This is a genomic window from Litorilituus sediminis (genome assembly GCF_004295665.1).
Lineage (GTDB): Bacteria > Pseudomonadota > Gammaproteobacteria > Enterobacterales > Alteromonadaceae > Colwellia > Colwellia sediminis.
Genome location: NZ_CP034759.1, coordinates 3,466,523 through 3,491,840 on the forward strand (window position 1 = coordinate 3,466,523; position 25,318 = coordinate 3,491,840).

29 protein-coding genes are annotated in these 25,318 nt (G+C 39.6%); 26 read left to right on the forward strand and 3 right to left on the reverse strand.

Annotated elements, in window-relative coordinates; genetic code table 11:
• The first annotated feature begins 57 nt into the window (after nt 1-57).
• From EMK97_RS15375 to EMK97_RS15400, 6 genes are all read left to right on the forward strand, one after another.
• Nucleotides 58-495 carry a hypothetical protein gene (locus EMK97_RS15375; RefSeq protein ID WP_130603672.1) on the forward strand — a complete coding sequence of 146 codons (438 nt, stop codon included), beginning with the start codon at nt 58-60 and terminating at the stop codon, nt 493-495.
• Between the two features lie 49 nt (nt 496-544).
• Complete coding sequence (locus EMK97_RS15380) at nt 545-859, forward strand: DUF6693 family protein (protein WP_130603673.1); 315 nt, start codon at nt 545-547, stop codon at nt 857-859.
• 7 nt (nt 860-866) lie between these two features.
• Entirely contained in the window at nt 867-1,361 is a 495-nt protein-coding gene (locus EMK97_RS15385; protein WP_130603674.1) for a hypothetical protein, read from the forward strand.
• Nucleotides 1,362-1,384: 23 nt separating this feature from the next.
• Nucleotides 1,385-1,774, forward strand: a complete 390-nt coding sequence (locus tag EMK97_RS15390) for a VOC family protein (RefSeq protein ID WP_130603675.1) — start codon at nt 1,385-1,387, stop codon at nt 1,772-1,774.
• Nucleotides 1,775-1,907: 133 nt separating this feature from the next.
• A complete protein-coding gene (locus EMK97_RS15395) occupies nt 1,908-2,768 on the forward strand; it encodes a multiheme c-type cytochrome (protein WP_130603676.1) in 861 nt (286 codons plus the stop codon).
• Nucleotides 2,769-2,837: 69 nt separating this feature from the next.
• The gene (locus EMK97_RS15400; RefSeq protein WP_130603677.1) at nt 2,838-4,214 is read left to right on the forward strand and encodes an SLC13 family permease; all 1,377 of its coding nucleotides are present in this window, start codon (nt 2,838-2,840) and stop codon (nt 4,212-4,214) included.
• Nucleotides 4,215-4,223: 9 nt separating this feature from the next.
• On the opposite strand, the gene EMK97_RS15405 is transcribed toward EMK97_RS15400, so the two are convergent.
• Nucleotides 4,224-6,140: a tetratricopeptide repeat-containing diguanylate cyclase gene (locus EMK97_RS15405; RefSeq protein WP_170176782.1), complete on the reverse strand. Its 1,917-nt coding sequence runs from the start codon at nt 6,138-6,140 to the stop codon at nt 4,224-4,226.
• Nucleotides 6,141-6,343: 203 nt separating this feature from the next.
• On the opposite strand from EMK97_RS15405, the gene EMK97_RS15410 reads away from it, so the two are divergent.
• From EMK97_RS15410 to fabG, 18 genes are all read left to right on the forward strand, one after another.
• The gene (locus tag EMK97_RS15410; RefSeq protein WP_130603679.1) at nt 6,344-7,702 is read left to right on the forward strand and encodes an NAD(P)/FAD-dependent oxidoreductase; all 1,359 of its coding nucleotides are present in this window, start codon (nt 6,344-6,346) and stop codon (nt 7,700-7,702) included.
• Nucleotides 7,703-7,728: 26 nt separating this feature from the next.
• Nucleotides 7,729-8,076 (forward strand): gamma-glutamylcyclotransferase family protein, encoded by a 348-nt coding sequence (locus EMK97_RS15415; protein WP_130603680.1) that lies wholly within the window; start codon nt 7,729-7,731, stop codon nt 8,074-8,076.
• A gap of 188 nt (nt 8,077-8,264) precedes the next feature.
• Nucleotides 8,265-9,038 (forward strand): beta-ketoacyl synthase chain length factor, encoded by a 774-nt coding sequence (locus EMK97_RS15420; RefSeq protein WP_130603681.1) that lies wholly within the window; start codon nt 8,265-8,267, stop codon nt 9,036-9,038.
• An 18-nt stretch (nt 9,039-9,056) separates the two neighbouring features.
• A complete protein-coding gene (locus tag EMK97_RS15425; RefSeq protein ID WP_130603682.1) occupies nt 9,057-9,314 on the forward strand; it encodes a phosphopantetheine-binding protein in 258 nt (85 codons plus the stop codon).
• A gap of 8 nt (nt 9,315-9,322) precedes the next feature.
• Nucleotides 9,323-9,568: an acyl carrier protein gene (locus EMK97_RS15430; protein ID WP_130603683.1), complete on the forward strand. Its 246-nt coding sequence runs from the start codon at nt 9,323-9,325 to the stop codon at nt 9,566-9,568.
• Nucleotides 9,569-9,624: 56 nt separating this feature from the next.
• Nucleotides 9,625-10,182, forward strand: a complete 558-nt coding sequence (locus tag EMK97_RS15435) for a COG4648 family protein (RefSeq protein ID WP_130603684.1) — start codon at nt 9,625-9,627, stop codon at nt 10,180-10,182.
• A 15-nt stretch (nt 10,183-10,197) separates the two neighbouring features.
• The gene (locus EMK97_RS15440) at nt 10,198-11,556 is read left to right on the forward strand and encodes an AMP-binding protein (protein ID WP_130603685.1); all 1,359 of its coding nucleotides are present in this window, start codon (nt 10,198-10,200) and stop codon (nt 11,554-11,556) included.
• A complete protein-coding gene (locus tag EMK97_RS15445) occupies nt 11,549-11,899 on the forward strand; it encodes an ApeI family dehydratase (protein WP_130603686.1) in 351 nt (116 codons plus the stop codon). Before EMK97_RS15440 ends, EMK97_RS15445 begins: the two co-directional genes overlap by 8 nt.
• Entirely contained in the window at nt 11,899-12,699 is an 801-nt protein-coding gene (locus EMK97_RS15450; protein ID WP_130603687.1) for a glycosyltransferase family 2 protein, read from the forward strand. Before EMK97_RS15445 ends, EMK97_RS15450 begins: the two co-directional genes overlap by 1 nt.
• A 12-nt stretch (nt 12,700-12,711) precedes the next feature.
• The gene (locus tag EMK97_RS15455; RefSeq protein WP_130603688.1) at nt 12,712-13,674 is read left to right on the forward strand and encodes a lysophospholipid acyltransferase family protein; all 963 of its coding nucleotides are present in this window, start codon (nt 12,712-12,714) and stop codon (nt 13,672-13,674) included.
• Between the two features lie 72 nt (nt 13,675-13,746).
• The gene (locus tag EMK97_RS15460; protein WP_130603689.1) at nt 13,747-15,297 is read left to right on the forward strand and encodes an HAL/PAL/TAL family ammonia-lyase; all 1,551 of its coding nucleotides are present in this window, start codon (nt 13,747-13,749) and stop codon (nt 15,295-15,297) included.
• Nucleotides 15,290-15,757, forward strand: coding sequence for an acyl-CoA thioesterase (locus EMK97_RS15465; RefSeq protein WP_246028809.1), 468 nt, complete (start codon nt 15,290-15,292; stop codon nt 15,755-15,757). The genes EMK97_RS15460 and EMK97_RS15465 overlap by 8 nt, the downstream gene beginning before the upstream one ends.
• 31 nt (nt 15,758-15,788) lie before the next feature.
• The gene (locus EMK97_RS15470) at nt 15,789-16,445 is read left to right on the forward strand and encodes a LolA-like protein (RefSeq protein ID WP_130603690.1); all 657 of its coding nucleotides are present in this window, start codon (nt 15,789-15,791) and stop codon (nt 16,443-16,445) included.
• A 7-nt stretch (nt 16,446-16,452) separates the two neighbouring features.
• The gene (locus EMK97_RS15475; RefSeq protein WP_130603691.1) at nt 16,453-18,858 is read left to right on the forward strand and encodes an MMPL family transporter; all 2,406 of its coding nucleotides are present in this window, start codon (nt 16,453-16,455) and stop codon (nt 18,856-18,858) included.
• The gene (locus tag EMK97_RS15480; protein WP_130603692.1) at nt 18,855-19,490 is read left to right on the forward strand and encodes a DUF3261 domain-containing protein; all 636 of its coding nucleotides are present in this window, start codon (nt 18,855-18,857) and stop codon (nt 19,488-19,490) included. The genes EMK97_RS15475 and EMK97_RS15480 overlap by 4 nt, the downstream gene beginning before the upstream one ends.
• Before the next feature lie 72 nt (nt 19,491-19,562).
• Nucleotides 19,563-20,756 carry a beta-ketoacyl-[acyl-carrier-protein] synthase family protein gene (locus EMK97_RS15485; RefSeq protein ID WP_130603693.1) on the forward strand — a complete coding sequence of 398 codons (1,194 nt, stop codon included), beginning with the start codon at nt 19,563-19,565 and terminating at the stop codon, nt 20,754-20,756.
• A 28-nt stretch (nt 20,757-20,784) separates the two neighbouring features.
• Nucleotides 20,785-21,243, forward strand: a complete 459-nt coding sequence (locus EMK97_RS15490; RefSeq protein ID WP_130603694.1) for a hotdog family protein — start codon at nt 20,785-20,787, stop codon at nt 21,241-21,243.
• Nucleotides 21,244-21,311: 68 nt separating this feature from the next.
• A complete protein-coding gene (fabG, locus tag EMK97_RS15495; RefSeq protein WP_130603695.1) occupies nt 21,312-22,037 on the forward strand; it encodes a 3-oxoacyl-ACP reductase FabG in 726 nt (241 codons plus the stop codon).
• A 109-nt stretch (nt 22,038-22,146) separates the two neighbouring features.
• On the opposite strand, the gene EMK97_RS19375 is transcribed toward fabG, so the two are convergent.
• Nucleotides 22,147-22,278, reverse strand: a complete 132-nt coding sequence (locus EMK97_RS19375) for a hypothetical protein (RefSeq protein WP_281274929.1) — start codon at nt 22,276-22,278, stop codon at nt 22,147-22,149.
• 481 nt (nt 22,279-22,759) lie between these two features.
• The gene (locus tag EMK97_RS15505) at nt 22,760-22,945 is read right to left on the reverse strand and encodes a hypothetical protein (protein WP_130603697.1); all 186 of its coding nucleotides are present in this window, start codon (nt 22,943-22,945) and stop codon (nt 22,760-22,762) included.
• A 171-nt stretch (nt 22,946-23,116) separates the two neighbouring features.
• Between EMK97_RS15505 and EMK97_RS15510 the strand changes: the two genes are divergently transcribed.
• Together EMK97_RS15510 and EMK97_RS15515 are read left to right on the forward strand one after the other, a co-directional pair.
• Nucleotides 23,117-24,352 carry a beta-ketoacyl-ACP synthase gene (locus EMK97_RS15510; RefSeq protein ID WP_130603698.1) on the forward strand — a complete coding sequence of 412 codons (1,236 nt, stop codon included), beginning with the start codon at nt 23,117-23,119 and terminating at the stop codon, nt 24,350-24,352.
• Entirely contained in the window at nt 24,346-25,224 is an 879-nt protein-coding gene (locus tag EMK97_RS15515; RefSeq protein ID WP_130603699.1) for a MipA/OmpV family protein, read from the forward strand. The genes EMK97_RS15510 and EMK97_RS15515 overlap by 7 nt, the downstream gene beginning before the upstream one ends.
• The last annotated feature ends 94 nt before the right edge of the window (nt 25,225-25,318 follow it).

The following is a 25,318-nucleotide window of genomic DNA, read 5'->3' on the forward strand; positions in this document are numbered from 1 at the left end:
AGTTACTTATATAGCTTATGTGAAGCTGAGAATATTCACTACAAGGACTTAATATTCATGACAAAAGGACTTCTTTCCTTATTTATCGTGGCTTTTATTGCCACAGCAACGGCGTTAGCGCATTTATCTTGTATTTATTTTGGCCCACAGTGCTATAGCGCACAAATGGCGCCGCAACTTATTGTCGACTCTGCCATAGCGGGCACTTGGCTTGCACCTGTCGCAACAACCATAGTTTCTTTATTATTTGTGCTTGCCGCCTTGTATGCGTTATCTGCTGCTAACGTGATAAAAAGATTACCCTTTCTTGCCCTTGCCATGTATTGTTTATCTGGTCTTTGCATGGTACGAAGTGGCATGTTTTTAATTGCGCCTATCATTGCTCCTGAGATGGTGACAGTAACGAATGCTATAGCGAGTTTACTGTGGGGAGTGACAGGTTTTTTGTGCTTTTATGGTTACTATCAAATACATGTAAAGCAAGGTGTAGCATAAGCTGTGTTGCACAAAAACATACATACAATATAAACAAAAAGGATAAAATATGAGAGTACAAGCTGATGTTGCCACCATAGATATTTTGGGGCATTTGATTATGTGGTTTATACTGGTTGTTATAACGTTTGGTATAGCCTTGTTCTTTTTCCCTTACTCTTTTTCAAAGTTTGTCATTAATCGTTCATTCATTATCGATGAGCGTGGCGTTGCCCGACAAATGACCTGTCATACTGATATGTTTGGTAATTTAGGTCATGTCATTTTGTGGATGATAATTTCATTACTCACCTTTGGTTTAGGTTATGTGTTTTATACCTATAAAGTGTGGAATTACTCTTTAAATCATACCTCAGTTGACTAGCCTAATAATGCGCATTGTATTTATTGCTATCTTGCTATTATCACTGTGTTCTTGTGCCAATATTGGTACGGGCAGTGATAAAAACGCGCGAGTAGCTCAACAGTTTTTTCAACATTACGCTAAGCGTGAAGACTTCGTAACATTTATGAGTTTTTATGCTGAGCATGCTCAATTGATTGATGTTGTTTATGGTCATCACGCTCAATCAAAAACTGAAATTAGACAATTTTTAGATTGGCAGCGGGGTGAGTTTGTTTTACTTAAGGGAGATAATATTCTTACTGTAAGTAAGCAAACAAGCCAAGCTAATACGGTTATCACACAAGGCTACTTTCATCGCTTTAGTTATAATGGCGAAACGATGGGGCCATGGTTTTTTTCTATCACATTAGAGTTTGATAACAACCATAAGATTATCAAGCAAACGGATTGGATAAATTACACACCTAGAGAAAATTTTCTCGGTGGTAAGGATGTTAATAGTCTGATACCGGTAAATTAGGGTGAACAATTGAAGGAAATACTATGCACAAGAGTCGATTAGCAGCCTTGGTTATTGATAGTAAGGTAGACGATATTGAGCAAGCGAAGCAATTTTGGCAGTCGGCGCTTGGTTATTCGTGCCTAGAGGCTGATGAAGCATGGCAAGATCGTTATGCCCAGCTTGAGACACCAAATAATCAACCACATATTTTGATTCAAAAAGTAACGCACCCCAGTCGCGTTCACCTTGATATTGAAACCGATAATATCGAAGCGGAAGTAAAGCGTCTAACTAAGCTAGGTGCTAAAGTGATTAAGGTCATGCCGCGCTGGACGGTAATGCAGGCGCCAAGTGGTCACAACTTTTGTGTGGTGCAACCTCAGCGTGATGACTTTGCTAGCGATGAACAGGTTAATGTTTGGTCTGAGTAGTAATAGCGACAACTTTGCTGTTATTTTTATAAGATTAAGCGCTTCATGGCGCTTTTTTTATGCCGGATCAAAGTGATAACAGTATTTTTGATTATACTTACATAAAAACCCCACCAATATTTAGAGAGCGAATATGCGTTGGTTTTACTTTGTTATTCTACAGCTTATTATTTTGTCACTAGTTGCTGCTGGCGTCTATTTTCATCAAGACAAGGTGACACTGGTTAAGACACCGCCTAAAGAGTTGGCTAAATGGTATAAGCCAGAAAACAAACGCCATGAATGGCTACATAATATGTTTAAGTTACGTCGTGAAATGCAGGCGGTAGAGCACTATGCCAATGTGCAAAACGATAAGAACTTACTTGCTTGGATTGGTCAGTTAAGTGAGCATTACGGCAAAATTGCCGACATGGTGCCGCAATGGCAAAGTAAATTAAACATACCCGCGATGACAGCATTAGCAAATGCTGGTTTAGCTCAAGATTATAACGGCGTATTAACTCAGCTATCTCAGATTCAAGAAACCTGTGATACTTGCCATAATGATTATCAAGCAATTACTGCACTTATGTATCGAACGCCTGACTTTTCGAATATTACCTTAGGCGATAATAATACTCTCTTTAAAACGCATATGAACACCTTAACTAAGCAAGTCAATCAAGTGAAAATATTTTCACAAGATGGTTATACAGAGGCTGCGCTTAGCTCGCTTTCTCAGCTTGAGGGTAATATGAATATATTGGGTGAAGCTTGTGTTGATTGTCATAAACGCGATAGACGCGAATATCCAGATGAAACTATGCAGGCAACCATGGCAAGTTTGAAAACCGCAATCAGTAGCGGTAGTGCCAAAGAGCAAGGTAGGCACTTAGGAACGCTAGCCGTGTTAGCTTGTGCTAGATGTCATGGTACACACCGTATTGTCTTTGGCGCCAAGGAAAAGTTGACCCAAGAGGTAGATTTTAAGGAGCTTATTAAGCACAACTGATGCTTGTAGTTTGCCGGTAAATGGCGCTATAGTGCCGTTTACCTTAAATTGCTTTACATAATAATAACAATGAGCATAACCCGTCAGCACTTTATTCTAATTGGCCCTTTGTTGGCCGTTCTTTTTTATATTCTGTTAAATTCATTTGGTTTAGATGCAAAACCCGCAGCAGCGGCGGCAATTACCTTACTGACCGTGGTTTGGTGGATTAGCGAAGCTATTCCTATTCCGGCAACTTCGTTGGTGCTGTTTGCATTATTGCCCTTGTTTGGCATTGTTGATCATAAAACCGTTGCCTCCTCGTTAGGCAGTCATGTGATTTTGCTGTTAATGGGCGCATTTATGTTGTCTAAGTCGCTAGAAAAAAGCGGAGCTCATGAGCGTCTTGCCGTTTATATGGTGCGTTTAGTTGGTGTCTCAAGTGGTCGACGATTAGTGTTGGGTTTTATGTTGGCAGCTGGTTTTTTAAGTATGTGGATTTCCAATACTGCCACCACCTTGATTATGCTGCCAATGGCTTTAGCTATTTTAAGCCGTATTGATAATGATAAATTGAAAGTGGCGTTAATTTTAGGTATTGCCTATGCTGCAAGTGTTGGTGGCTTAGGCACCTTAATAGGTACACCGCCGAATGTTATTTTTGCTGGTATTTATGAAGAACATACTGGACAAGAGTTTGGCTTTTTAAATTGGATGAAAATAGGTGTGCCTGTGGTGCTTATTTCATTACCTGTTATGGCACTTTGGTTAACGCGACAGGTGAAATTAGAGCATAACATTGAGTTACCTAAATTGGGCGCTTGGCGTATTGAGGAAAAGCGTACCTTATGGGTCTTTGGTTTGACGGCTTTAGCTTGGATTACCCGTAAAGAGCCGTTTGGTGGCTGGTCTGGTGTATTAGATGTGCCAATAGCGGGTGACAGTACAGTGGCACTTTTTGCTGTAGTTGTTATGTTTCTTGTTCCTAATGGCCGAGGTGGTAAGTTACTCGATTGGAATACGGCGAAAACGATTCCTTGGGGAATGCTATTATTATTTGCTGGTGGTATCGCGATAGCTAAAGGTTTTACTGCATCTGGCTTAAGTAGTATTTTAGGTGACTGGCTAACCTCTTTGTCTGATTTATCGCCGATATTGATGATGCTAACAATTTGTTTGGTGGTCACTTATTTAACTGAAATTACCAGTAATACAGCAACCGCGACTTTATTAATGCCAATTTTGGCGGTTGCGGCCATCTCTGCTGGTTTAGATCCGGTTATCTTTATGATCCCTGCTGCTATGGCGGCAAGTTGTGCTTTTATGCTGCCAGTTGCTACTGCGCCAAATGCAATTGCCTATGGTACGGGTGAGGTTGCTATTCAAGATATGGTAAAAGAAGGCGCAATACTAAGTATTTTAGTTTCGAGCATAGTCGCAGTAATTTGCTATATTTTGTTAATCTAACGTTTGCAGCTAGCTAGTTGCAACAACCACTTGATTTCGCCCTTTCTCTTTTGCTTGATAAAGGGCAATATCAGCATCATAAAATAATTGATTAAAGCTAGCGCGTGTTGCGCTGAGCTCGGCAACACCAAAGCTTGCGGTAATATTGGTTTGTTGCTCATTAATTGTTAGCACTTTATTGGCAATTGCTAAGCGTATTCGTTCGGCGATTACTGTTGCTTGTTTAGCAGAGGTATTAGGTAAGACAAGTAAGAATTCTTCACCGCCAATACGCCCTAAGATATCTTTGTTTCTTACATATTCACTGGCAGTTATGGCGAGGGCTTTCAGTGCTATATCTCCTCCAGCATGACCATACTTATCATTAACTTGCTTAAAATGATCAACGTCAAAAACAACAATGGCAAAATCTTCTTGTTCACGAATTGCCAACGACATCATTTTTTCAGCATAAAGAAAGCTAAAACGTCTGTTGGCTAGCTCAGTTAAAGTATCTGTGTTCGCTAATTTATGTAGTGTTTTACTGGTGCGCACTTGTCGGTAGATAAAAGCACTCAAAATTATTACGAAGATAATCGCCACGATAATAATAATGTTCTGTAGCCATTGCTTATTTTGGGCATTCTCTAAGGCAATTTTATCTAATTGCTTATCACGTTCTAATAATTGATTTTGAAGTAGCGCTTGGTCGGTATCAAACATGACCTTGTATTTTGAGCGCACTCGTTCACGTTCTTCATTATGATAGAGCGCCTTAATGCGAATATATTCAGATTGATACTCATAAGCGGCTTGATAATTGTTTTCCAGCTTAGCCAACTTAGATTTAAGGTCATAGAGAGAAGAGTACCAAGATAGGGCTTTTTCTTGTTCAAACTTTGTTAATGCTTGCTCAGCTATACTGATAGCTTGCTTGACCTTATCTATATTTTCATCGGCTAATTCAACTTGCGCTACAAAAATTGCATCATGAATTACCGTATAAGGGGGCGGTGCTTGGTGTCTTTTAGATTCATAGAGTTGGTAGTAATATCTCGCCTTATCATTTTGTTCTAGATGGAAGTAGACTTTGGCTAAACCAATATAGGCCGTGTAGATTGAATCAGATTTACCAAGCTTTTTAGTTAGCTCAATAACTTTTTTAAATTCTATTTCCGCTTGTTGATAATCTTTCATCCTTAAATAGTCATTGGCTAAGCCACTTTGTGCATATAAAGCATCGAAGTAATATTCGTTTGCTAAAAAGTATTGGATAACTTCGGTTGCAAGCGATATGGCTTTTTCATCATCATTGATAAAAGAGTAAGAGGTTGCCATTTGCGCTTTTAGGTAGGCTAGTTCAAGGTCATCGCCTAACTTTTCCAACAGCAAATAAGCTTGGTGAAAATACTTTAGCGCCTCGATATCATTGTGGTTTAATGAATAGGAATTGGCCAAGTATGAGTAGGTATCAGCTAGCATCTTAGAGTTTTCACTATCTTTTGCCAGTTGTTCCGCTTCAAAGTAGAGGTTTAACGCTTGCTCTGAGTTACCAAGTTCATCGAGAATACTTGCTTGCGATAACTTGAGCGAGATACCAATGCTGCTAGCAGGATCCGGTTTTAAAGCAAAACCTTGCTTTATGTACTCTTGTCCTAAAGTGAATTCGCCTAAATAGGTACAATAGCGCGCTAAGCGTTCATATAAAGCCGTTTTGTCATAATCGCTCATACTATCACCCTTCTCTGCCAATAACTTTTGCGCAAAGTCTAGGGCGAGCTTAGGGTCTTTTTTATCTAAAATATCGACTTGATCGAAAGATTGTTGTAACCAGGGCGGGTGAGCATTAATGGCATAACTTGGTATGGCAAACGTTAGGCACAATAATAAAGACAACAAAAAGTAAATTCGTTGAGATATGCTGCTTTTACGAACTTTATTTGTCATAGACATAGCTCTCATCACGATTTATCTTAACAGGGACAAATTAGCTAGCTTAGTTAGAGCTAGTCTGTTTTTTTTATATATGTTTGTTATTCATATAAGTACCATAACTGTATTAATTGTAGTAGTAATTAATGGTAAAAACTGGTTATTTTGAGAGTATTTTATCTTGGTAATCATTTACTAACATAGTTTAAAGAGTGTCTATGTACGATCCTTTACATCATGCTTTTCCTGGTCATGGTGAAGCTTACCCAAATAGTTACTGGGCTGAAACCGCTTTACAATCGTCAGCTCCCGATAACGCACCGCCTGAAGATGATGGTGCTATCACAACGGATATCAGTGTTGATGTTGCTATTATCGGCGCTGGTTATACCGGGTTATCCTGTGCTTTGCATTTAGCCAGAGAGCATCATATTAACGCGCATGTACTTGAAGCGAATCAAACCGCTTGGGGTTGTAGCGGACGAAATGCTGGCTTTATTTTAAAGTCATCGGGTAGAAAAACTTACGCTAGCATGCAGGCTAAGTGGGGTGAGGAGGTCATGCGCGGTATTTACGCGGAAATGTGTGCCGGTGTTGATACCGTTAATGCCTTGATTGCGGAGGGGATTGATTGCCAAGTTCAAACACCTGGCTATTTAAAAGTTGCTCATAAACCAAGCATGTATAGAGCATTGCAGGCGCAAGCTAAGCTACAACAGGATATGTTTGCTTACGATATAGAGTGTTTATCACAAACGCAGGTACGACAGCAGTACATGGATGATCAAAATGCTTATGGTGCCCTTCGTTTTAACGATGGTTTTGGCTTAAACCCATTAAAATTAGCTTGGGGTTATCATCAGCTAGCAAGAGCTGCTGGGGCGAAAATACATACCAGCTCTCCTGTTATAGATTGGCAAACCGTTAACAAGAAGCAGAGATTAATAACCCCTAAAGGTATAGTTACCGCAGATAAGGTGGTGATTGCCACTAATGGTTATACACCAAAAGGCTTTCACTCTTTAACTGAAAGTAAAACCTTACCTGTACTCTCGCAAATTATTGTTACTGAGCCTTTAACTGATGAGCAAATTGCTGCATGTAATTGGCTCACCGCTAATGTCGTAATGGATACTAGGGCGTTGAAGTATTACTATCGCAAGTTGCCTGATAATCGCATTCTTTTTGGTGGTCGGGGCGCGATAACGGGTAAGAAAGCAGATGATCCCTATTATCCAAAACGCTTGTTATCAGTGCTGAAATCAAGTTTCCCGGCATTAAAAAATCTTAACTATCAATATGCGTGGTCAGGTTGGATTTGTATGTCGTTAGATGATATACCGCATATATATCAAAACGATGACGGCAGTGTTTTTTATGCCATGGGTTATTGTGGTAGCGGCGTGTCTTTTTCTGCTCAGGCGGGTAAACGTTTAGCTGAAAAAGTTGCTGGGCAAGCCGTGCCAAATTTACCTTTATATCAATCGCCTTTGCCTAAATTTCCCTTCGCGCCATTAAGGCGATTAGGGCAATGGGGTTATTTTCATTACGGTAAGTTTAAAGATACTTATCTGTAGGTTACTTTTAAATAATAGGAAACAGTATGGAGCAGTTATTTTCTTATGGCACTTTGCAGCTTGAGCAGGTGCAAAAAGATACCTTTGGCAGAAAATTAACAGGGCAATTAGATACCTTGATAGGCTTTGAGTTGTCTGAGGTAGAAATAACAGACCCGCAAGTGTTGGCAAGTAGTGGTAAGGCTTTTCATCCAATTGTTAAGTACACAGGCAAGCAAACGGATAAAGTAGAAGGGACTATTTTTCACATTACCGCAGAAGAGCTAGCCCAGTCAGATGCCTATGAGGTTGATGATTATGTTCGTGTTAAAGCAAAATTTATCTCAGGTAAGCAAGCTTGGATTTATATTTGTGCCAAATCAAAACGACCTTAAACAGTAAACCCTATTATATGATAGGTGAGGTAACTTGCTTAGAAAGTTTACTAAGTTGCACACTTATGCAATTAAAATGCGAGATTTTAATCTAAAGTAAAAGCGCTATTTCACTTGAATCGCTGCTCTAGCTTAGGTAAAATCTGCCATCTTATTTTTTGTGTCAAAAGCGATTAAGGGTAATTTAGTTGAGATTTACCATTAAAAAGTGTGTTGCTTGGGGTGGTGGTCTTACCACAGCGCAAGACTGGCAAGCCTTTGCTCAACACGAGCAATCTTTATCGCAAACACAAGAATTACCGGCATTAAAGCAAATGCCAGCGATGCAACGTAGACGTTTAAGCCCGTTTGCCAAGTTGTCGCTACATTGTGCGCTTGAGGCTGCTGATGATTGTTTAACGACAGTGCCGAGTGTTTTTGCCTCTCGCCATGGCGATTTAGCAAAAACGAGTAAACTTATCAGTGATGTCGCAAGCAAAGAAGTGCTTTCGCCGACCCAGTTTGGTTTATCTGTACATAATGCCGTTGGTGGCTTATTTAGTATTTATACTGGTAATAAGGCGCCAATGTCGGCAGTGTCTGCGGGTGAAGATACTTTTTTCACTGCGCTTTTAGATGCACTTTGTAAATTAAACAGCAATGATTATAAACAAATTTTATTGGTGTTTACTGAAACAAAAGTACCAGAGATATATCAGCAATATATACAGCAAGATGAGTTAGATATTGCCTGTGCGCTATTAATTGAAAGTGAGCAGGAAAGTCATCACCAGTCACAACAGACAGTGTTTGAACTAGCTATTGAAGAAAAAATACCGCAGGAAAATAGTGCTGAAGCTAATGAAAGCGCACGCATGCAAGTGCTTGACTTCTTAGCCTTTTATTACAGCGATAACCTGCAAACGTTGGTTGAATCTAAACGTCATTTATGGCGTCTAGCTAGAATAGCTGACCAGAAGTAAATTAAGGAATTTTTTAAAATGAATGCGCTTAGCGATGAAGTAAAACAATTGATCATTGATACCTTAGATCTAGAAGATATTGAACCAGCCGATATTGATTATGAAGATGCATTATTTGTTGATGGTTTAGGTTTGGATTCAATCGATGCGCTAGAGTTAGGTGTTGCCATTAAGAAAGCGTATAACGTTAAGATTGACAATAATTCAGAAGACAGCAAACAGCACTTTTATTCAGTGAAAACTCTATGTGAGTTTATTGCTGAAAATCGCGCTTAAGTGGGTGAATGATGAATAACGACGAATTATTTGCCATGTTAAAGGATATCTTAGTCGATGCTTTTGAAGTTGACGAAGAAGATATTACTTTAGATGCAAACCTATATGAAGATCTTGATTTAGACAGCATAGATGCGGTTGATTTAGTGGTTAAACTAAGAGAAAAAACCGGTAAAAAAATCGAGCCGAATGACTTTAAACAGGTACGTACAGTAGACGATGTCATCGTAGCGATTAAAAAGCTACTTGATTAACAACGAGTTAATAATCAAGCTAATTAATTGCTAATTAGCGCAGTTAATACAGCTTTATGAAAAATGCGATTATAGCTTTACTCTTTCTAGCTTACCCTGTACTTGTCTATTTTGGCTTACACTATGTAAAACCCAGTGTATTAGCCGCCCTCTTTGCCTTGTTATTTATTTTTAGACATTTTAGTCAAGCTAAATATCAAGGCAAAATACCTCATTTAAATGTATTGCTATTTACCGTACTTGCCTTGTTAGCTTATAGCGCTATTGCGAACTCTGAGCTGGCATTAAAGTTTTATCCGGTTGTTGTCAGCTTAAGCTTTCTTAGCATTTTTGCTTATTCATTAGTAAAGCCGCCGAGCGTAGTGCAGATCATTGCCAGCAGGCAAGAGCAACTCGATGACAATGGCGTAAAATATACGCGTAAAGTTACCCAAGTTTGGTGTGTATACTTTATAATAAACGCGCTGATCGCCACCTGGACCATTTTCCATGAAGATCAAACCTTATGGTTAATGTACAACGGTTTGATTTCATATATTTTAATGGCTTTATTGATGGCAGTAGAGTTTTTGATAAGAAAAAGAATAAAGCGGCGTAATGCTAGTAAGGCATAGAAACTAATTAATATTATGAAATTTCCCCAGCAATCAAGTCAGTTTATCGAACAAGGTGTTGATTTTGCCCAGTGGCAGCGACAACTTGTTGCTTATCGCGACTTTTTTTCCAAACAAAATCAGCAGCGTTGGTTATTATTCGTTGAAGATAGTTATCAGTTTTCTTTGTTATTCTTTGCTTTAATTGCCGCGAAAAAACAGTTGATATTGCCGCCAAACGGTCAGCCTTTGCAAGTTAAGCAATGTATGGCACATGCTGATATTTTTATTGGCGATCTTGATGGCGAAGCTGATACTGACTTAGACTACCCTCGCTTTGATATTGAGCAATTAGCTGGTATTGACATGACCAGTCATGATGAGCTGTCATTTGATCTACACAGTAAGATAAGCTTTTTTACTTCAGGTTCGAGTGGACAAGCTAAAGCGATTGAAAAATCATTCGGACAACTTGTAACTGAAGTTGAACAATTAGAGCAAACATTTACCGCGCATTTTGCTGATAACTGTATTGTTATGGCGACGGTATCGCATCAACATATCTATGGTTTACTGTTTAAATTGTTGTGGCCTTTGTGGGCAGGGCGAGATTTATATTTAAAAACATTTGCTTACCCAGAGCACTTAGTACATCAGGTCAAGCAAACGCCAAATGCAAGCATTTGTTTAATATCAAGCCCAGCGTATTATCATCGCTTATTGGCTGATAACGTTTTAGCTGATATTAAATCTCAATTGTCAGTATTGTTTTCCTCTGGTGGGCCATTAAATGCTCAAGCGGCGATTGATTTGCAGCAAAGTTTAGGTATAACGCCAATTGAAGTGTATGGCAGCACTGAAACCGGTGGTATTGCTTGGCGACAACGTCAAAGCATTGATGATGATATATGGCAGGTATTTTCTGCCATTCAATGTCATAACGACGATAGCGAGCAGCGTTTATCTATTTTATCTCCTTATGTTGATAGCGCTCATTGGTATCGAACCGATGATAGAGTTGAGCTACTTGATAAACAAAGATTTAAACTGCTAGGCCGTGCTGATAGAATTGTCAAAATTGAAGAAAAGCGCTGTTCACTTGATGAAATTGGCCTGCGCTTAGTTGAACATAGCTTTGTTGAACAAGCCTATGTTCTTGTTGTTGGTGATGCAGATAAACGACGAACTTTAGCGGCGGTAGTAGAATTAACTGAGGCAGGCCAAGAAGCGCTTGCAACAAGTGTAAAGTTTAAGTTTGATCGATTACTTAAAGCGCATTTAAAACAGTACTTCGAGGCGATTGTTATCCCAAGGAAGTTTCGCTATTTGACGCAACTGCCTTTTAACAGCCAAGGAAAACTAAATAAAAAGCATTTGGAGACATTGTTTGACTGATTTCGTTTATAAGCCTCAACTTAGTGTGCTTACTCAGAGCGAACAGCGTATTGAGTTATTGCTAACTATACCCGAGAATTTATATTATTTTCAGGGGCATTTCCCACAGGCTGCTATTTTGCCTGGTGTTGCTCAATTAGATTGGGTTATGCAGTACTTAGCTGAATATTTTTCTGTTGATACCAGCACTTTGCAAAGTGTTGATGCCTTGAAGTTTCAACATATTGTTAGGCCAAATTACCAAGTAACACTAGAGTTAAGTCAAATAAAGTACAATAAATTTGCGTTTAGTTATCATTCAGCGCATGGTCAGCATGCATCAGGTAAGGTGGTATTGGCTTAATGGCACTCTCTTGTGAAACCTTAGTAGAGATAACTAATCAACTTAATGCTGCACATTTTAACTATGGTTTTGTTATTCCAAATTACAATCATCACTTAGTGATAGCGCAAACGATTGCTGAGCTGGTTGCCTTTGGTTTACCGATTATTTTAGTTGATGATGGCAGTAATGAAGTAACGCAACAAGTCTTAGCAGACATAGATCAGCAGTACGCCTTAGTAACCTTGATTAGGCGTGAACAAAATGGCGGCAAAGGCGCGGCGGTACAAACAGGATTAGCAGCGGCTATTGATGCTGGCTGGAGCCATGCTCTGCAAGTGGATGCAGATGGTCAGCATGATTTAAATGATGTTACTCGCATGTTATCTGCCTCTTTATTGCAGCCCAAGGCACTGATTAGCGGTCAACCTATCTATGATGAGAGTATTTCTAAAGGGCGCTACTATGGCCGCTTTATAACGCACTTTTGGGTTTATGTTGAAACATTATCGACAGAGATTAAAGACTCTATGTGTGGCTTTCGGGTTTATCCGTTAGGCGCTTATGGTGAGTTGATTAAGCAAACTCGCTTGGGAAATAAAATGGACTTTGATATTGAGGTGATGGTGAAAATGCATTGGCAAAATGTGCCAATCCACTTTATTGCCACTAAAGTGCATTACCCAGAAAATGGTGTTTCTCATTTTCATGTGTTTGATGATAACGTCTTGATTTCTTTGATGCATACTCGATTATTCTTCGGCATGTTGTGGCGTTTACCAAAATTAATATGGCGTAAATTTTCGCCGCTAGCTACTTAGGTTGAAAGTAACATGAGTTCACAGCAGCATTGGTCAAAAGTTAAAGAGCGCGGCTCTATGCTTGGCATTGAAACCTTAGTCTTTGTTTATAAGGTGTTCGGTAAAGGCTTTTTTAAGGTGTGTTTAACACCTGTGATGTTTTATTTTTACCTTACTGGCCGAGAAGCGCGTCATGCCACTTGGTATTATTTAGCCAATTACAATGCTAGTCAGGGCTTAGCGAAACTTAATGGCTTAGCTAAGTTTAACCAAGGCTTTAAGGTGTTTTTCTCATTTGGTTTATCTATTGTCGATAAATTTGATGCTTGGCTTGGCAAGGTCAATATTGATGATATAGATATTGTTAACCAAGCGGCATATCAGGAATTGTTAGAAGCACAGGGCAGCGTAATTTTCAGTGCCCATTTAGGTAATATGGAAGTGTGCCGCGCTATTTTTAGTAGCGGTGATAATAAAAGACCACTTAATGTCATTACCTATAATGAACACACGCCGTCGTTTAATAACTTCTTAAAAAAAGTTAATGCTGAGTCTGCGGTGAACTTTGTTCATATCAATAACTTTGGTCCTGATGACACCATTAAGTTAAAACAAAAAATTGAAGACGGTGAATCGGTGGTAATATTTGCCGATAGAACTTCGGTTAATAACCCAAATAGTGTTAACTTTGCCCCGTTTTTAGGTGAGCAAGCGCCTTTTGCTGTTGGGCCATTTGCCTTAGCAAGTATTATGGAATGTAAGGTGTTTACCATGTTTTGTATAAACGAAAACGGTAAATACCGTACTTATATTGATAAGTTAGCAGATCCTATCAAGGTGAAACGTAAAGAAAGACAAGCATATTTTAAAGATTTAACTGAGCGCTTTGCTAAGTGCTTAGAAAAACATGTAAAGTTAGCCCCTTATCAATGGTATAACTTTTTTAATTTTTGGCATACGGTTAAAAAGCCTGAACCTCAGGGTAATGAAGAGTAACTGGATTAAAGTTACAGGCCGTAGAAATGCCTGATAGCATTTTGATCAGCACAAGATCATATGGAGAAGTAAGTGAGTACAACAGAGCAAGCTAATATCGTCTTTGGTCAAGGTCGATTAACCATAGAAGATATTGTAAGTGTCGTTAAAAACAAAGCTAAAGTTAGCTTAAGTGATGATGCTGAATTTTGTGAAAAAGTGGATAAAGGTGTTGCCTTTTTAGATAAGCTTTTAGAAGAAGAAGGCCATATCTATGGAGTAACCACAGGTTATGGAGACTCCTGTACGGTTGAAGTGCCTATGTCATTGGTGGAAGAGTTGCCAATGCACTTAACTCGTTTTCACGGCTGTGGCTTAGGTAAGTTTTTTACCATAGAGCAAGGTAAGATGATTTTAGCTGCGCGCCTAGCATCTTTATCGCAAGGTTTCTCTGGCGTTAGTTGGGACTTACTTAATCTACTAGTCGAACTAGTCAATCGTGATATTGTTCCGGTTATTCCAGAAGAAGGTTCTGTTGGTGCAAGTGGTGATTTAACGCCACTTTCTTATGTTGCCGGTACCTTACTTGGTGAGCGTGATACTTATTACCAAGGCGAAATCGTTAATGCGGGTGAAGCATTTGAAAAAGAAGGCTTAAAGCCTATTAAGCTTAGACCTAAAGAAGGTTTAGCGATTATGAATGGCACGGCAGTTATGACGGCATTAGCTTGTCAAGCTTACGATCGCGCGCAATATGCATCAAAGTTAATGACCCGAATTACGGCATTATCGAGTTTAGCGCTTAAAGGTAATAGCCATCACTTTGATGATATTTTATTTAGTGTTAAACCACACCCAGGACAAATTAATGTCGCTAAACGGGTGCAAAATGATTTAAACCATCATGAACATCCGCGCAATTCTCATCGCTTGCAAGATAGATACTCTATTCGTTGTGCGCCACATGTTATTGGTGTACTAGAAGACAGCTTACCTTGGCTGCGCAGCATGATTGAAAATGAATTAAACAGCGCCAATGATAATCCAATAATCGACGGTATTGGCGAGCATGTATTACATGGCGGTCACTTCTATGGTGGTCATATTGCTATGGCAATGGACTCGATGAAAAACTGTGTGGCGAACTTGGCCGACCTTGCCGATAGACAAATTGCCACCTTAGTTGATGTTAAAATGAATCACGGCTTACCGTCTAATTTAAGTGCGGCAACTGCTGAGCGTCGTTTTATTAATCATGGTTTTAAAGCAATTCAAATTGGTTGTTCAGCCTGGACAGCTGAAGCATTAAAACTCACTATGCCTGCGAGCGTTTTCTCTCGTTCAACTGAGTGTCATAACCAAGATAAAGTCAGCATGGGTACGATTGCGGCTCGTGATTGTTTACGCGTACTTGAGCTAACTGAGCAAGTACTGGCAGCAACCTTATTAGCGTCAGTGCAGGGTATTCGTATTCGTATGCTAAATGGCGAGTTAAATAAAGACTCGTTAACACCAGCTATTGCCAATATGATAGATGATATTAGCGAGTTTTTTGATTTGCTTGAAGAAGATAGACCAACAGACAAGCTATTAAGACAAACGGTTGCTTATATTCAAACACAACGTTGGTCTTTATATGACTAAACCTGCTGAGTCGTTTGACATTAAGCCAAGTAAAATGGCAAAAAAAGCTTTGATATCAGCGTTTGTTGATATCAAAGTGCCGTTTTACGATGTCGATTCTATGCGCGTTGTTTGGCATGGTCATTATGTTAAATATATTGAAGATGCACGCTGTGAATTGCTGGATAAGTTAGGTTATAACTATTTAGCTATGGAAGAGTCTGGCTATATTTGGCCTATTGTTGATATGCGCTTAAAGTATGTTGCTTCTGCGAAGTTTGGCAATACGGTACGTGTTTTTGCTCATTTGCTTGAGTATGAATCGCGCATGAAAATTGAATATGAAGTGTATGATCTTGAATCTAGCGTGATACTTAATAAAGCGCATACCGTACAAGTGGCTGTTAATATTGCTAATGAAGAAATGCAATTTGAAAGTCCTAGTGTATTTGTTGATAAAGTGACTAAACAGCTTGGTTAATGAATACCCATAGCTTGATAAGGAAGCTGTTATGAAAAAAATTGTATATCTAGCACTTTCGCATGTCTTGCTGTATCTGGCTTTATTGCCTTTTAAACCGGCGCAAGCAAGTGCTGGGCAAATTGCTCAGCACAACACCTCACAAAGTACATTAACTTACCAAGCGTTTATTAAACAGCTTGCTCTAAGCCAAGGTAAAGGTACGTTTAAACAAGCGAAGCATTTCAGCTTTCTAACTCAGCCAATTGTTTCTACTGGTAGTTTTATCGTTCATCAAGAATCAGCGTTATGGCAGGGAGAGCAGCCAGTTTTCTCGCAATTGTTATTGACACCACAGGCAATTTTTAGACGATTAAATTTAGCTGATACCTATCAAAAAATAGCGCAAAGTAGTGATATTACCTCGGTACTTACAACAATATTTACTGGCGATATCAATGAGTCTAATTGGCAGATTGAACCAAATATTAGCGTGCAAAATAACCAACAGTGTTTAGCCATTAAGCCAAAAGTTGATGTGCTTAAGCAGCTATTTCAGCAGGTATCTTTATGCTTATCATTAGATCAGGAAAATATGTACCAGCGCTGGATATATCTGACAGAAGCAAAAGGCAATAAAACAGATATACATATGTCAGTTACCGCGACAAGCTTAAGCTCTAAGGAGCAAGCGGCATTAATTCCTTAGGCTAGTTATGATTAAGGCTGTTAACTTTTCTTCATCGCAAAAAGCATACCTTTGGCTGGGCCAATTTTTATTGGTTGTTGCAGCCTTACTCTATATTCAATTTTCTCCATCGGCTGAGAAATTAAGCCTTAATGCTGACTTATTATCGATCTTTGAAACCAAACAGCGAGCTAATAAATTAAGCCCGATTGAGCAAATAACTGAGCGGGTGAGCCAACAAGCAAGCCATAAGCAAATCGTGTTGGTTAGTGCTAATGAGGTCAATAAAGCGATTGCTAAGGCTGATGAATTTGCCCAGTCACTACGGGCATTGCCGTTAATAGATAGTGTACAGGTAAGGTTTTCTGAAATTCCTACGCTTGAACAGATCGTTGAACAATATCAGCCGTATCAGCATCAGGTGATAACCAGAGCGTTTAAACAGCGTTTGTTACAAGGTGATAAGGATGACATTTTTGCTTATCAGTTTGCTTTATTAAGCCAGCCTTCAAACCAAGCAGTTGCCTTAACGGCTGCGCAAGATCCAAGTTTATCTTTAGCGGATTTTCTTTCTCAACCTGCAACCACTGGCGGTGCGCTGCAACTTGAGCAGGAGCATTTAGTTGCTAAATATCAAGGTGAGTATTTTGTTTTAGTTTCCTTTGTTAGCAGTCAAGCTAGCATTAACATTGATGCCGCTCAGCAATTAGTCGCACAGTTTCATCAGCTTATTGCTCAAGATAGCGAGGCTTTTTTATATACGGGAGCGATGTTTTATACCAGTAAGGCGAGCCAAGTCGGGCAAAGTGAAATGCAGTTATATGGCTCTATTTCAATTGTAGCTACCTTGTTATTACTGGCGCTGGTTTATCGTAGTTTTATCGCTATGGTAATGACAAGCTCCCTGATTGTTATTAGCTTTTTGTATGGCTATTTAGCATTATCAATTTGTTATCAGCAAGTCAGTGTCATTGCCTTGGTTTTTTCTATCACCTTAATTGGTATTGCCGCAGATTACAGTTTTCATGCTTTAACCGAAATGCGCTATCGTCAGCAGAACGCTAAACTTGAGCAGGGTAACCCTATAGCCAATATTACTTCATCTTTAACTATGGGCTATATCACCACAGGTGCTGGTTATGCCTTGTTATTATTAGCGCCTTTTATTTTATTTAAACAAATTGCCATTTTTACTTTATTTGGTTTGCTAGGAGCCTTGTTAACAGTATTGCTACTTTATCCTTTAGTTGCCCCGCTGCTAGATGGTGCCAGTGAAAAAAGTAAACCACTGCCTAAAATTGCTTTTGCTATTCACGGTATGCAGCAAACGCTAGTGGCATTCATTCTACGTTTTAAGCACGTTTGTATTATTTTATTTGCCTTAATATTAGCTTATACTGCTGAGTTAGTGATTGATGATGATGTGCGTGATTATTATCGAGTTGATAGTGATTTAGCAAAAAATGAGGCCGAGGTTAAAGCGGCGCTCAAGCAAAAGTGGGATTTACAATACTTTTTACTTCGCTCTGACTCTGAGCAGTCGTTATTGCAATTAGAAGAACAACTAACGGATGCCTTAGTACCATTAATTGAACAAGGCGAGTTAGGTGCTTACTCAGCGGTAAGTCAGTTTGTGCCCTCCTTAAAGCGTCAGCAAGAAAATCAAACCTTGATCAATTCAGCGCTAGAGCAAGGCGCTTTTCAACAAATTAGGCAGTTGCTTGCTCAAGCTAACTGGCAGTTTAATAAAGAGCAAGCGCCTTTATTGCCGCAATCATGGCTCGCTAGTCCTTTAGGAAAAGTTTATCAAGCACAGTGGTTTCAAAAACAAGATAACTATTATGCGATAGTGAAGTTATCAGGCATTAAAGATATTCGCGCGTTAAGTTTGCTCAGTGAAAAATTGTCACGCCTAGTGCCGGAAATAGAATCTGACAATAAGGTTTATTTTATTGATAAAACAGGTCAAATTTCCAAACAACTAAATCAGTTTTCCCAGCAGTTATTGCTGGTTATTGTCGCTGCTATTATTGCTGCTTTAGCTGTGTTTATTTGGCGCTATGGTTTAAATCGCGCGTTAATTGCTATTTTAACGCCAGTATTTGCTTTGCTATGTGCCTTTAGTATTAGCTTCTTGCTACAGGGGCATTTAAATATATTTAACCTTGTTGCGGGCGTACTTATTCTAGCCTTGGGGCTGGATTACTCGGTGTTTTATGCCGAGCATGGGTTATGTAAAAAAATCACTTTAACAACATTAATGTCAGCATTAAGTTCTATCTTTGTTTTTGCTATTTTAATGCTAAGTTCGATGCCAGCGATTAATAGTTTTGGCTTGACTGTTTTTGTTGGTGTGTTGATCACCTTTGTTTTTGCGCCGATAGTCACCTTAACGGCGAGTAAAGCGCGACCAGCAAAGGAGCATACTGAGTGAAGCAGCCCAGGGTAACGAGCTTAGTGAATTTAGTGCAGACTTTGAGCATCATAGTGCTAACGGCCTTATTGTTTTCTTGTAGCGTTAAAAAAGTGGATGAAAATAAGGATTATGGCCAACGAGTGATTCGCTTTCAGCCAGTGCCACAAGCATTAGAAAATAAACTATGGCTTGAGCAATTTGATTTTGCTTTTACCGCTAGCCACTTAGCGCATGCACTTGCTCAGCTCAGTAATGAAGCCATGTTAATTCAAACCGAATTAACAGCTCAAGGTATTAATTTAGCGGCAATGACCTTTGCCGGTGTTCCTTTGGCGCAAGTTAACTGGCAAAGTGATAGCCAAAAGGTTTATACAGACATGGCGGCCGCGACTCATTTTGATGGTCAGCAAGTTATTCATGATTTGCAACTTATTAATTGGCCTACAACTACAGTAAATACAGCGCTATTACCGGGGTTTTCTTTTAATGAGTCCTTTGTTGATGGAATGAGAATACGACGCTTTTATCAAGACGAACAAGTTATTATAATTATCCGCTATCAAGAGCAAGTTGTTAGCTTTGAGCAAAAAACGATAGGTTATCGTTTACAGATTAAAAGACTAACGGATACTGAGTTAACAGCGCAGTAATACCAGTAGCGTATCGCTATGAGCAGTGAATACTAGACCCAAGCAGCTAGTTCAAACACAGAAGAGCATTTTATGAAACAAGCACTTTATATTAGTGACTTTGGCCTAGTCAATGCACTAGGTAATGATAATAAAACCATTAAGGCTAACCTGCTTGCCGGTAGCCAAGCAGGGTTATCGCGTCGTAGTGATTTATTACTTGAAGGTGATATTACCGTTGCTGGTGTGAAGTCAGAATTGCCTTCATTAGCAGATAAAGCAAAACACTTGCGTTCTCGTAATAATCAACTGGCATTAGCTGCGTTATCACAAATTAAAACACAGGCTTTAGCGCTCATAAATCAATACGGGAAAAGCCGTATTGCTATCGTTATGGGTACTAGTACTTCAGGCATTAGTGATGGTGAATCTGCGATGGCAGAGCTTCAACAGCAGGGGGAATTTCCAGGGCATTATCATTATAGTCAGCAGGAAATTTATAATACCGCTGAGTTTATTGCCCAAGAGCTAGGTACTTGTGGTGTGTGCTTTACTATTTCTACGGCGTGCTCTTCTAGTGCAAAAGCCTTTAAAACAGCACAAGAGTTGATTGATTCAGATATGGCTGATGCAGCGATTGTTGGTGGTGTTGATTCTATATGCGCCATGACTATTAATGGTTTTCATGCCCTAAGTTCAACCTCGCAAGGGATTTGCCAGCCTTCAAGTGCTAATCGAGATGGCATTAATATTGGCGAAGCTGCCGCCATTGCTATTGTCAGCAAACAACCTAGTAGAGTTAAGTTGCTTGCTGTGGGTGAATCAAGTGATGCCCATCATATGTCAGCACCACACCCAGAAGGCGAGGGTGCAGTTGCAGCAATGCAGTCAGCGTTAGCGCAAGCGAAGTTTGCTGCTACGGATGTTGACTATGTTAATTTACATGGCACAGCAACCCCTAAAAATGATGCAATGGAAGCCTTAGCCATTGATAAAGTATTTGGTAGGCAAACACCTTGTAGCTCAACCAAAGGCATGCATGGTCATACTTTAGGTGCCGCTGGGGCTACTGAAGTCGGTTTATGTTGGTTGTTATTAGGAGGCGATGATAATCAAGATAATTATCATTATGCGCCACATATTTGGGATCAAGTTGTAGATGACAGTATGCCAGTATTAAATTTAACAACACTTGGCCAGAGAAAGCCATCACCTATTCGCAGCTGTTTATCTAACTCATTTGCTTTTGGTGGCAATAATGTCAGTGTATTGCTTGGCTTAAGTTAGATGTCTTTTACATTATAAATATTGAGATATGAAACAAAATACTTACCCAATAGAGCAGGTGGTTCCGCACGATCACCCGATGATTTTAATTGATGAACTACTTAGCTATGACGATGAAAAAGCGGTTTGTCAGTTAACTATTACCCCGAAGAGCAATTTTTATAACCAAGCAAAGCAAAGCGTGCCAAGTCATGTGGCGATTGAATATATGGCGCAAAGTATTGCCGCATTTGCTAATGCCAATGAGAAAGATAAAGGTGGCGAGGTTTCGATTGGCTTTTTGGTAAGTAGTAGAAAGTTTAAGGTACATGTCAGTGAATTTAAGCTTGATGCCAAACTTATTGTCTCGGTTGAGCAACTTTACCTTGAAGATAGTGGCTTATCTGCGTTTGATTGTAAGGTTGAGCAAGACAACGAGGTCGTAGCACAAGCGAAAATCAATATTTTCCAACCAAACGATGCTGAAGCTTTTTTAGCGCAGCAATAACTTATTCAATAAATACAAAATAACAACAACACTACAGCAAAAAATGCTGAGTAAATGGAGCAATCAGTATGTCAAAACGTATTTTAGTTACCGGCTCAAGTAAAGGTATAGGCAAGGCCATTGCCGTTAAACTGGCAAACGATGGTTTTGATATCACAGTACATTGTCGTTCAGGTGTTGAAGCAGCTAAAGAAACGGTAGCTGAAATAATGGCATTAGGCGTACAAGCAAATTTATTGCAATTTGATGTCAGTGATAGAGAGGCAGCTAAAGCGATTTTAGAGCAAGATGTTGCTGATAACGGTGCTTTTTATGGTGTTGTTTGTAATGCTGGTATTACCGCAGATACCGCGTTTCCGGCAATGATGGATGAAGAGTGGGATAAAGTTATTCACACCAATTTAGACGGCTTTTATAATGTTTTACGCCCGTTAGTGATGCCTATGGTACAAATGAGACAAGGCGGAAGAATTGTTACTATGGCATCTGTGTCTGGCGTAATTGGTAATCGTGGTCAGGTCAATTACAGCGCATCTAAAGCGGGTATTATTGGCGCAACTAAAGCATTATCTCTTGAGTTAGCTAAGCGAAAAATAACCGTGAACTGTGTAGCACCTGGGCTTATTGATACCGGGATGACAGATGATTTACCTGTGGATGAGATCAAAAAGATGATCCCGTTAAAGCGTGCTGGCTCAGCGGAAGAAGTCGCGCATACGGTAAGCTTTTTAATGTCAGAAGGTGCAGGCTATATCACCAGACAAGTGATTTCAGTTAACGGTGGCATGGCTTAGTCTTCACTTATTGACGCAGTTAAGCAATTAACTGCCTATGTTATGTTAGTAAGAAAGAACTTTGTTTTTTAAGTACCTTGGTTTTTAAAGTACGCTGGCTTTTAAGTTATTATGGTTTTTCTTGCTGACATTGCCAGCATAATTCAAATGAATCAGCATTGAACTCTTGGCAATTTTGGCATTGCCATTGGCTGTTACTTTGTTGTTTACTCGACTCAATAATAGCATTGGCCGCTGCCAAATCAGACTCATTTACTAGCCAAAGTTCTGGCCAAGTATCAAACGCAGCTATTTCTCCAATAGCTCCATGAGCATATTCATTTTTAGTGATACCAAGTGAAATAATTATTTGACCAGTTCAGAGCTATGTCAGGGAGGTGAGAATAAAGCAAATTTATGCCGCTGTAGTCATTCTCCAGCCAAGAAATTTGTAAAATTATCATCTTCCTGACAAGCTCCCAAGGGCGAGTTTAAAAGGCATATATGCTGTGTTATTGATTTTGACAAGGGAATAACCATTCTCTGCAATCAATGCCTTGCCTATAAGCCTTTTAACTCTCGCTGAATGATCAAATAGTTAATTCAATTGGTATGTTCACCTCTATACCAGCGCTTTTGATGAGATTTTTCATATTAGTGACTAAGAGAATACTTTCGTTGCTATAAATGAGTTTCACAATTATTCCTCTCGAGGTGATATTTAATAGAGCTTGTCATTGTCATTAGCTTGCCATACTAATCAGAAAGTAAATCAAGCCAGCAAATAAAGACAGGCCTATCAGTAGCATAGCTACGAGCGTTTTCGATTTAAGCATAGCTTTTAATAAAGCATACTCTGTTTGCATTTCAATAAGATCACTTTTACTGGCTTTGGCCGTTGGATTTTGCCTTGATGTTTTATCTTTCATGTCAATCCAGTCAAAAATTAATTAATGCAATTAGTATAAGGCATTTTTAACTTAATTAATTAAGTGGTAATATCGCGCCATTGATTTAACTTGGTTGTAATTGTGCCGCGAAAACTTGGTTGTAAATATGCCGCGAAGTGTTGGCAATAGTAGTGAATTACGGGAACAAAAATGAATAGAGTTGTTGTTACAGGCATGTCAGCTATAACGGCTTTAGGTGACGATTGGCCTACCTTTCGCTCAGCGTTGGAGCAAGGTGAAAATGCCGTTCAACTTATGCCCGATTGGCATAAAATGGATGGTTTAAACACTAAAGTTGCTGCGCCTGTCACCCATTTCGAAAAACCTAAGCACTTTAAGCGCAAGAAAGTTCGTTCTATGGGGCGAGTATCGCTAATGGCAACGCGAGCGACTGAGTTAGCCTTAGAGCAAGCCAATTTGCTTGATGACCCAGCATTAACTGATGGCCGCACAGGTATTGCTTATGGCTCGTCAATTGGCTCAACTGAGCCGCTAATATCATTTGGGCAAATGCTTGAAAACGGTAACATGAACGGTGTTACGGCAACTAGCTATATTCAAATGATGTCGCATACCGCACCCGTCAATGTCGGGGTTTATTTTGGCTTAAAAGGTCGAGTTATTACCACAAGTTCGGCCTGTACTTCTGGCTCTCAAGGTATAGGTTATGCTTATGAATCGATTAAATATGGTAAGCAAAAACTTATGGTGGCTGGCGGTGCCGAAGAGCTTTGCGTTACAGAAGCTGCGGTATTTGACACCTTATATGCAACCAGTATTAAAAACGACGCGCCTAAACAAACGCCACGACCATTTGATAAAAATCGCGATGGCTTAGTTATTGGTGAGGGGGCATGCACGCTGATTTTAGAAGAGTTAGAGCATGCTAAAGCACGCGGCGCAACCATTTTAGCTGAGTTGGTTGGTTTTGGTTGTAACTCTGACGGTATGCATGTAACCCAACCTACGGCTGAAACTATGCAAGTTGCGATGGAGCAGGCGTTAGCTGATGCTGATTTATCTGCGAAAGACATAGGTTATGTTAATGCCCATGGTACAGCGACAGATAAAGGTGATATTGCTGAGTCAACCGCAACAGAAAAGGTGTTTGGTAAGGTTGCTATTAGTTCATTGAAAAGCTATTTAGGGCATACTTTAGGTGCTTGTGGCAGTATTGAGTCATGGGCAAGCATTCATATGATGCAAGATAATTGGTTTGCTCCAACGCTAAATTTAACCGATGTTGATAGTGCCTGTGGTGATTTAGATTACATTACAGGGCAAGGGCGTACTATTCATACCGATTATGTGATGAATAATAATTTTGCTTTTGGTGGTATTAATACTTCGTTGATATTTAAGCGTTGGACAGCAGAGTCATGTTAAAAGTTCTTGGCTTTATCTTCGCGGTACTTGTCTCTTTAAGTAGTTTTGCTGCTGAGCCTAATCAAAGTTCAAATAAAACGACTAGCAAGCGTAGTCAATTGGAAATTGGCGGCGGCGCATTTGCCATGCAAATTCCGCAATATTTAGGCTCAGATGAAAGTGATGCTTACCTCGTACCTTTACCCTATGTTTTCTATCGCGATGAACACTTTAAAGTGGATAGAAATCAATTCACAGGTAAGCTTTGGCAAGATAATCACTTTTATCTTGATGTCTCTGCATCAGGAGGCGTGAAGGTTAACAGCGAAGATAATGATGCACGAGCTGGGATGTCAGATTTAGATTGGGTGTTTGAGCTGGGCCCGTCGATAAAATACTATTTTCAGGGTGATCCTCAGCAAGATAGCTTTTTTTATGCTGAGTTTTTCACGCGCAAAGCAACCGCGACCGACTTTAAATCATTAACCAATGTCGGTTGGCGATATGGCCCTAGCGTGACTTATCAAAAAGCTTTTAGACAAAATGAACTCGCCGGCCTTTTACCATCAGGCTTTTTACCTTCAGGTAATGGCGAAATAGAGTTTACCGTGCGTGCTAACGTTAACTTTTCTGATGATAGGTACTTAAACTATTATTACGGCGTGCCAGAGCAATATGCTACGGCGCAAAGAGCGAGCTTTGATAGCGATGGTGGTTATGCAGGCTCAGATATCTCATTTGGCTTAACCTATAAACTAAACCAATGGTGGTTTGGCGGCTTTACTCGCTATTATAATTATTCGGGCGCTGAGTATCTTGATAGCCCCTTGGTTAAACAAAATAGCAACTTCTCTTTTGGCTTCGGTATCGCTTATATATTCTATCAAAGATAATTATTGTGAGTTGTTGAACACTTGCTTGATCACCATCAAGGAAGTGTAATGCAGGCGCTGTTGTTCAAGACAACAAAGTGATATGATACAAACA

What these genes read in the sequence shown, in the direction of transcription:
- EMK97_RS15375 (WP_130603672.1), top strand. Translation starts at nt 58, where the DNA reads ATGACAAAAGGACTTCTTTCCTTATTTATCGTGGCTTTTATTGCCACA.
- EMK97_RS15380 (WP_130603673.1), top strand. Translation starts at nt 545, where the DNA reads ATGAGAGTACAAGCTGATGTTGCCACCATAGATATTTTGGGGCATTTG.
- EMK97_RS15385 (WP_130603674.1), top strand. Translation starts at nt 867, where the DNA reads ATGCGCATTGTATTTATTGCTATCTTGCTATTATCACTGTGTTCTTGT.
- EMK97_RS15390 (WP_130603675.1), top strand. Translation starts at nt 1,385, where the DNA reads ATGCACAAGAGTCGATTAGCAGCCTTGGTTATTGATAGTAAGGTAGAC.
- EMK97_RS15395 (WP_130603676.1), top strand. Translation starts at nt 1,908, where the DNA reads ATGCGTTGGTTTTACTTTGTTATTCTACAGCTTATTATTTTGTCACTA.
- EMK97_RS15400 (WP_130603677.1), top strand. Translation starts at nt 2,838, where the DNA reads ATGAGCATAACCCGTCAGCACTTTATTCTAATTGGCCCTTTGTTGGCC.
- EMK97_RS15405 (WP_170176782.1), bottom strand. Translation starts at nt 6,140, where the DNA reads ATGACAAATAAAGTTCGTAAAAGCAGCATATCTCAACGAATTTACTTT.
- EMK97_RS15410 (WP_130603679.1), top strand. Translation starts at nt 6,344, where the DNA reads ATGTACGATCCTTTACATCATGCTTTTCCTGGTCATGGTGAAGCTTAC.
- EMK97_RS15415 (WP_130603680.1), top strand. Translation starts at nt 7,729, where the DNA reads ATGGAGCAGTTATTTTCTTATGGCACTTTGCAGCTTGAGCAGGTGCAA.
- EMK97_RS15425 (WP_130603682.1), top strand. Translation starts at nt 9,057, where the DNA reads ATGAATGCGCTTAGCGATGAAGTAAAACAATTGATCATTGATACCTTA.
- EMK97_RS15430 (WP_130603683.1), top strand. Translation starts at nt 9,323, where the DNA reads ATGATGAATAACGACGAATTATTTGCCATGTTAAAGGATATCTTAGTC.
- EMK97_RS15435 (WP_130603684.1), top strand. Translation starts at nt 9,625, where the DNA reads ATGAAAAATGCGATTATAGCTTTACTCTTTCTAGCTTACCCTGTACTT.
- EMK97_RS15440 (WP_130603685.1), top strand. Translation starts at nt 10,198, where the DNA reads ATGAAATTTCCCCAGCAATCAAGTCAGTTTATCGAACAAGGTGTTGAT.
- EMK97_RS15450 (WP_130603687.1), top strand. Translation starts at nt 11,899, where the DNA reads ATGGCACTCTCTTGTGAAACCTTAGTAGAGATAACTAATCAACTTAAT.
- EMK97_RS15455 (WP_130603688.1), top strand. Translation starts at nt 12,712, where the DNA reads ATGAGTTCACAGCAGCATTGGTCAAAAGTTAAAGAGCGCGGCTCTATG.
- EMK97_RS15465 (WP_246028809.1), top strand. Translation starts at nt 15,290, where the DNA reads ATGACTAAACCTGCTGAGTCGTTTGACATTAAGCCAAGTAAAATGGCA.
- EMK97_RS15470 (WP_130603690.1), top strand. Translation starts at nt 15,789, where the DNA reads ATGAAAAAAATTGTATATCTAGCACTTTCGCATGTCTTGCTGTATCTG.
- EMK97_RS15475 (WP_130603691.1), top strand. Translation starts at nt 16,453, where the DNA reads ATGATTAAGGCTGTTAACTTTTCTTCATCGCAAAAAGCATACCTTTGG.
- EMK97_RS15485 (WP_130603693.1), top strand. Translation starts at nt 19,563, where the DNA reads ATGAAACAAGCACTTTATATTAGTGACTTTGGCCTAGTCAATGCACTA.
- EMK97_RS15490 (WP_130603694.1), top strand. Translation starts at nt 20,785, where the DNA reads ATGAAACAAAATACTTACCCAATAGAGCAGGTGGTTCCGCACGATCAC.
- fabG (WP_130603695.1), top strand. Translation starts at nt 21,312, where the DNA reads ATGTCAAAACGTATTTTAGTTACCGGCTCAAGTAAAGGTATAGGCAAG.
- EMK97_RS15505 (WP_130603697.1), bottom strand. Translation starts at nt 22,945, where the DNA reads ATGAAAGATAAAACATCAAGGCAAAATCCAACGGCCAAAGCCAGTAAA.
- EMK97_RS15510 (WP_130603698.1), top strand. Translation starts at nt 23,117, where the DNA reads ATGAATAGAGTTGTTGTTACAGGCATGTCAGCTATAACGGCTTTAGGT.
- EMK97_RS15515 (WP_130603699.1), top strand. Translation starts at nt 24,346, where the DNA reads ATGTTAAAAGTTCTTGGCTTTATCTTCGCGGTACTTGTCTCTTTAAGT.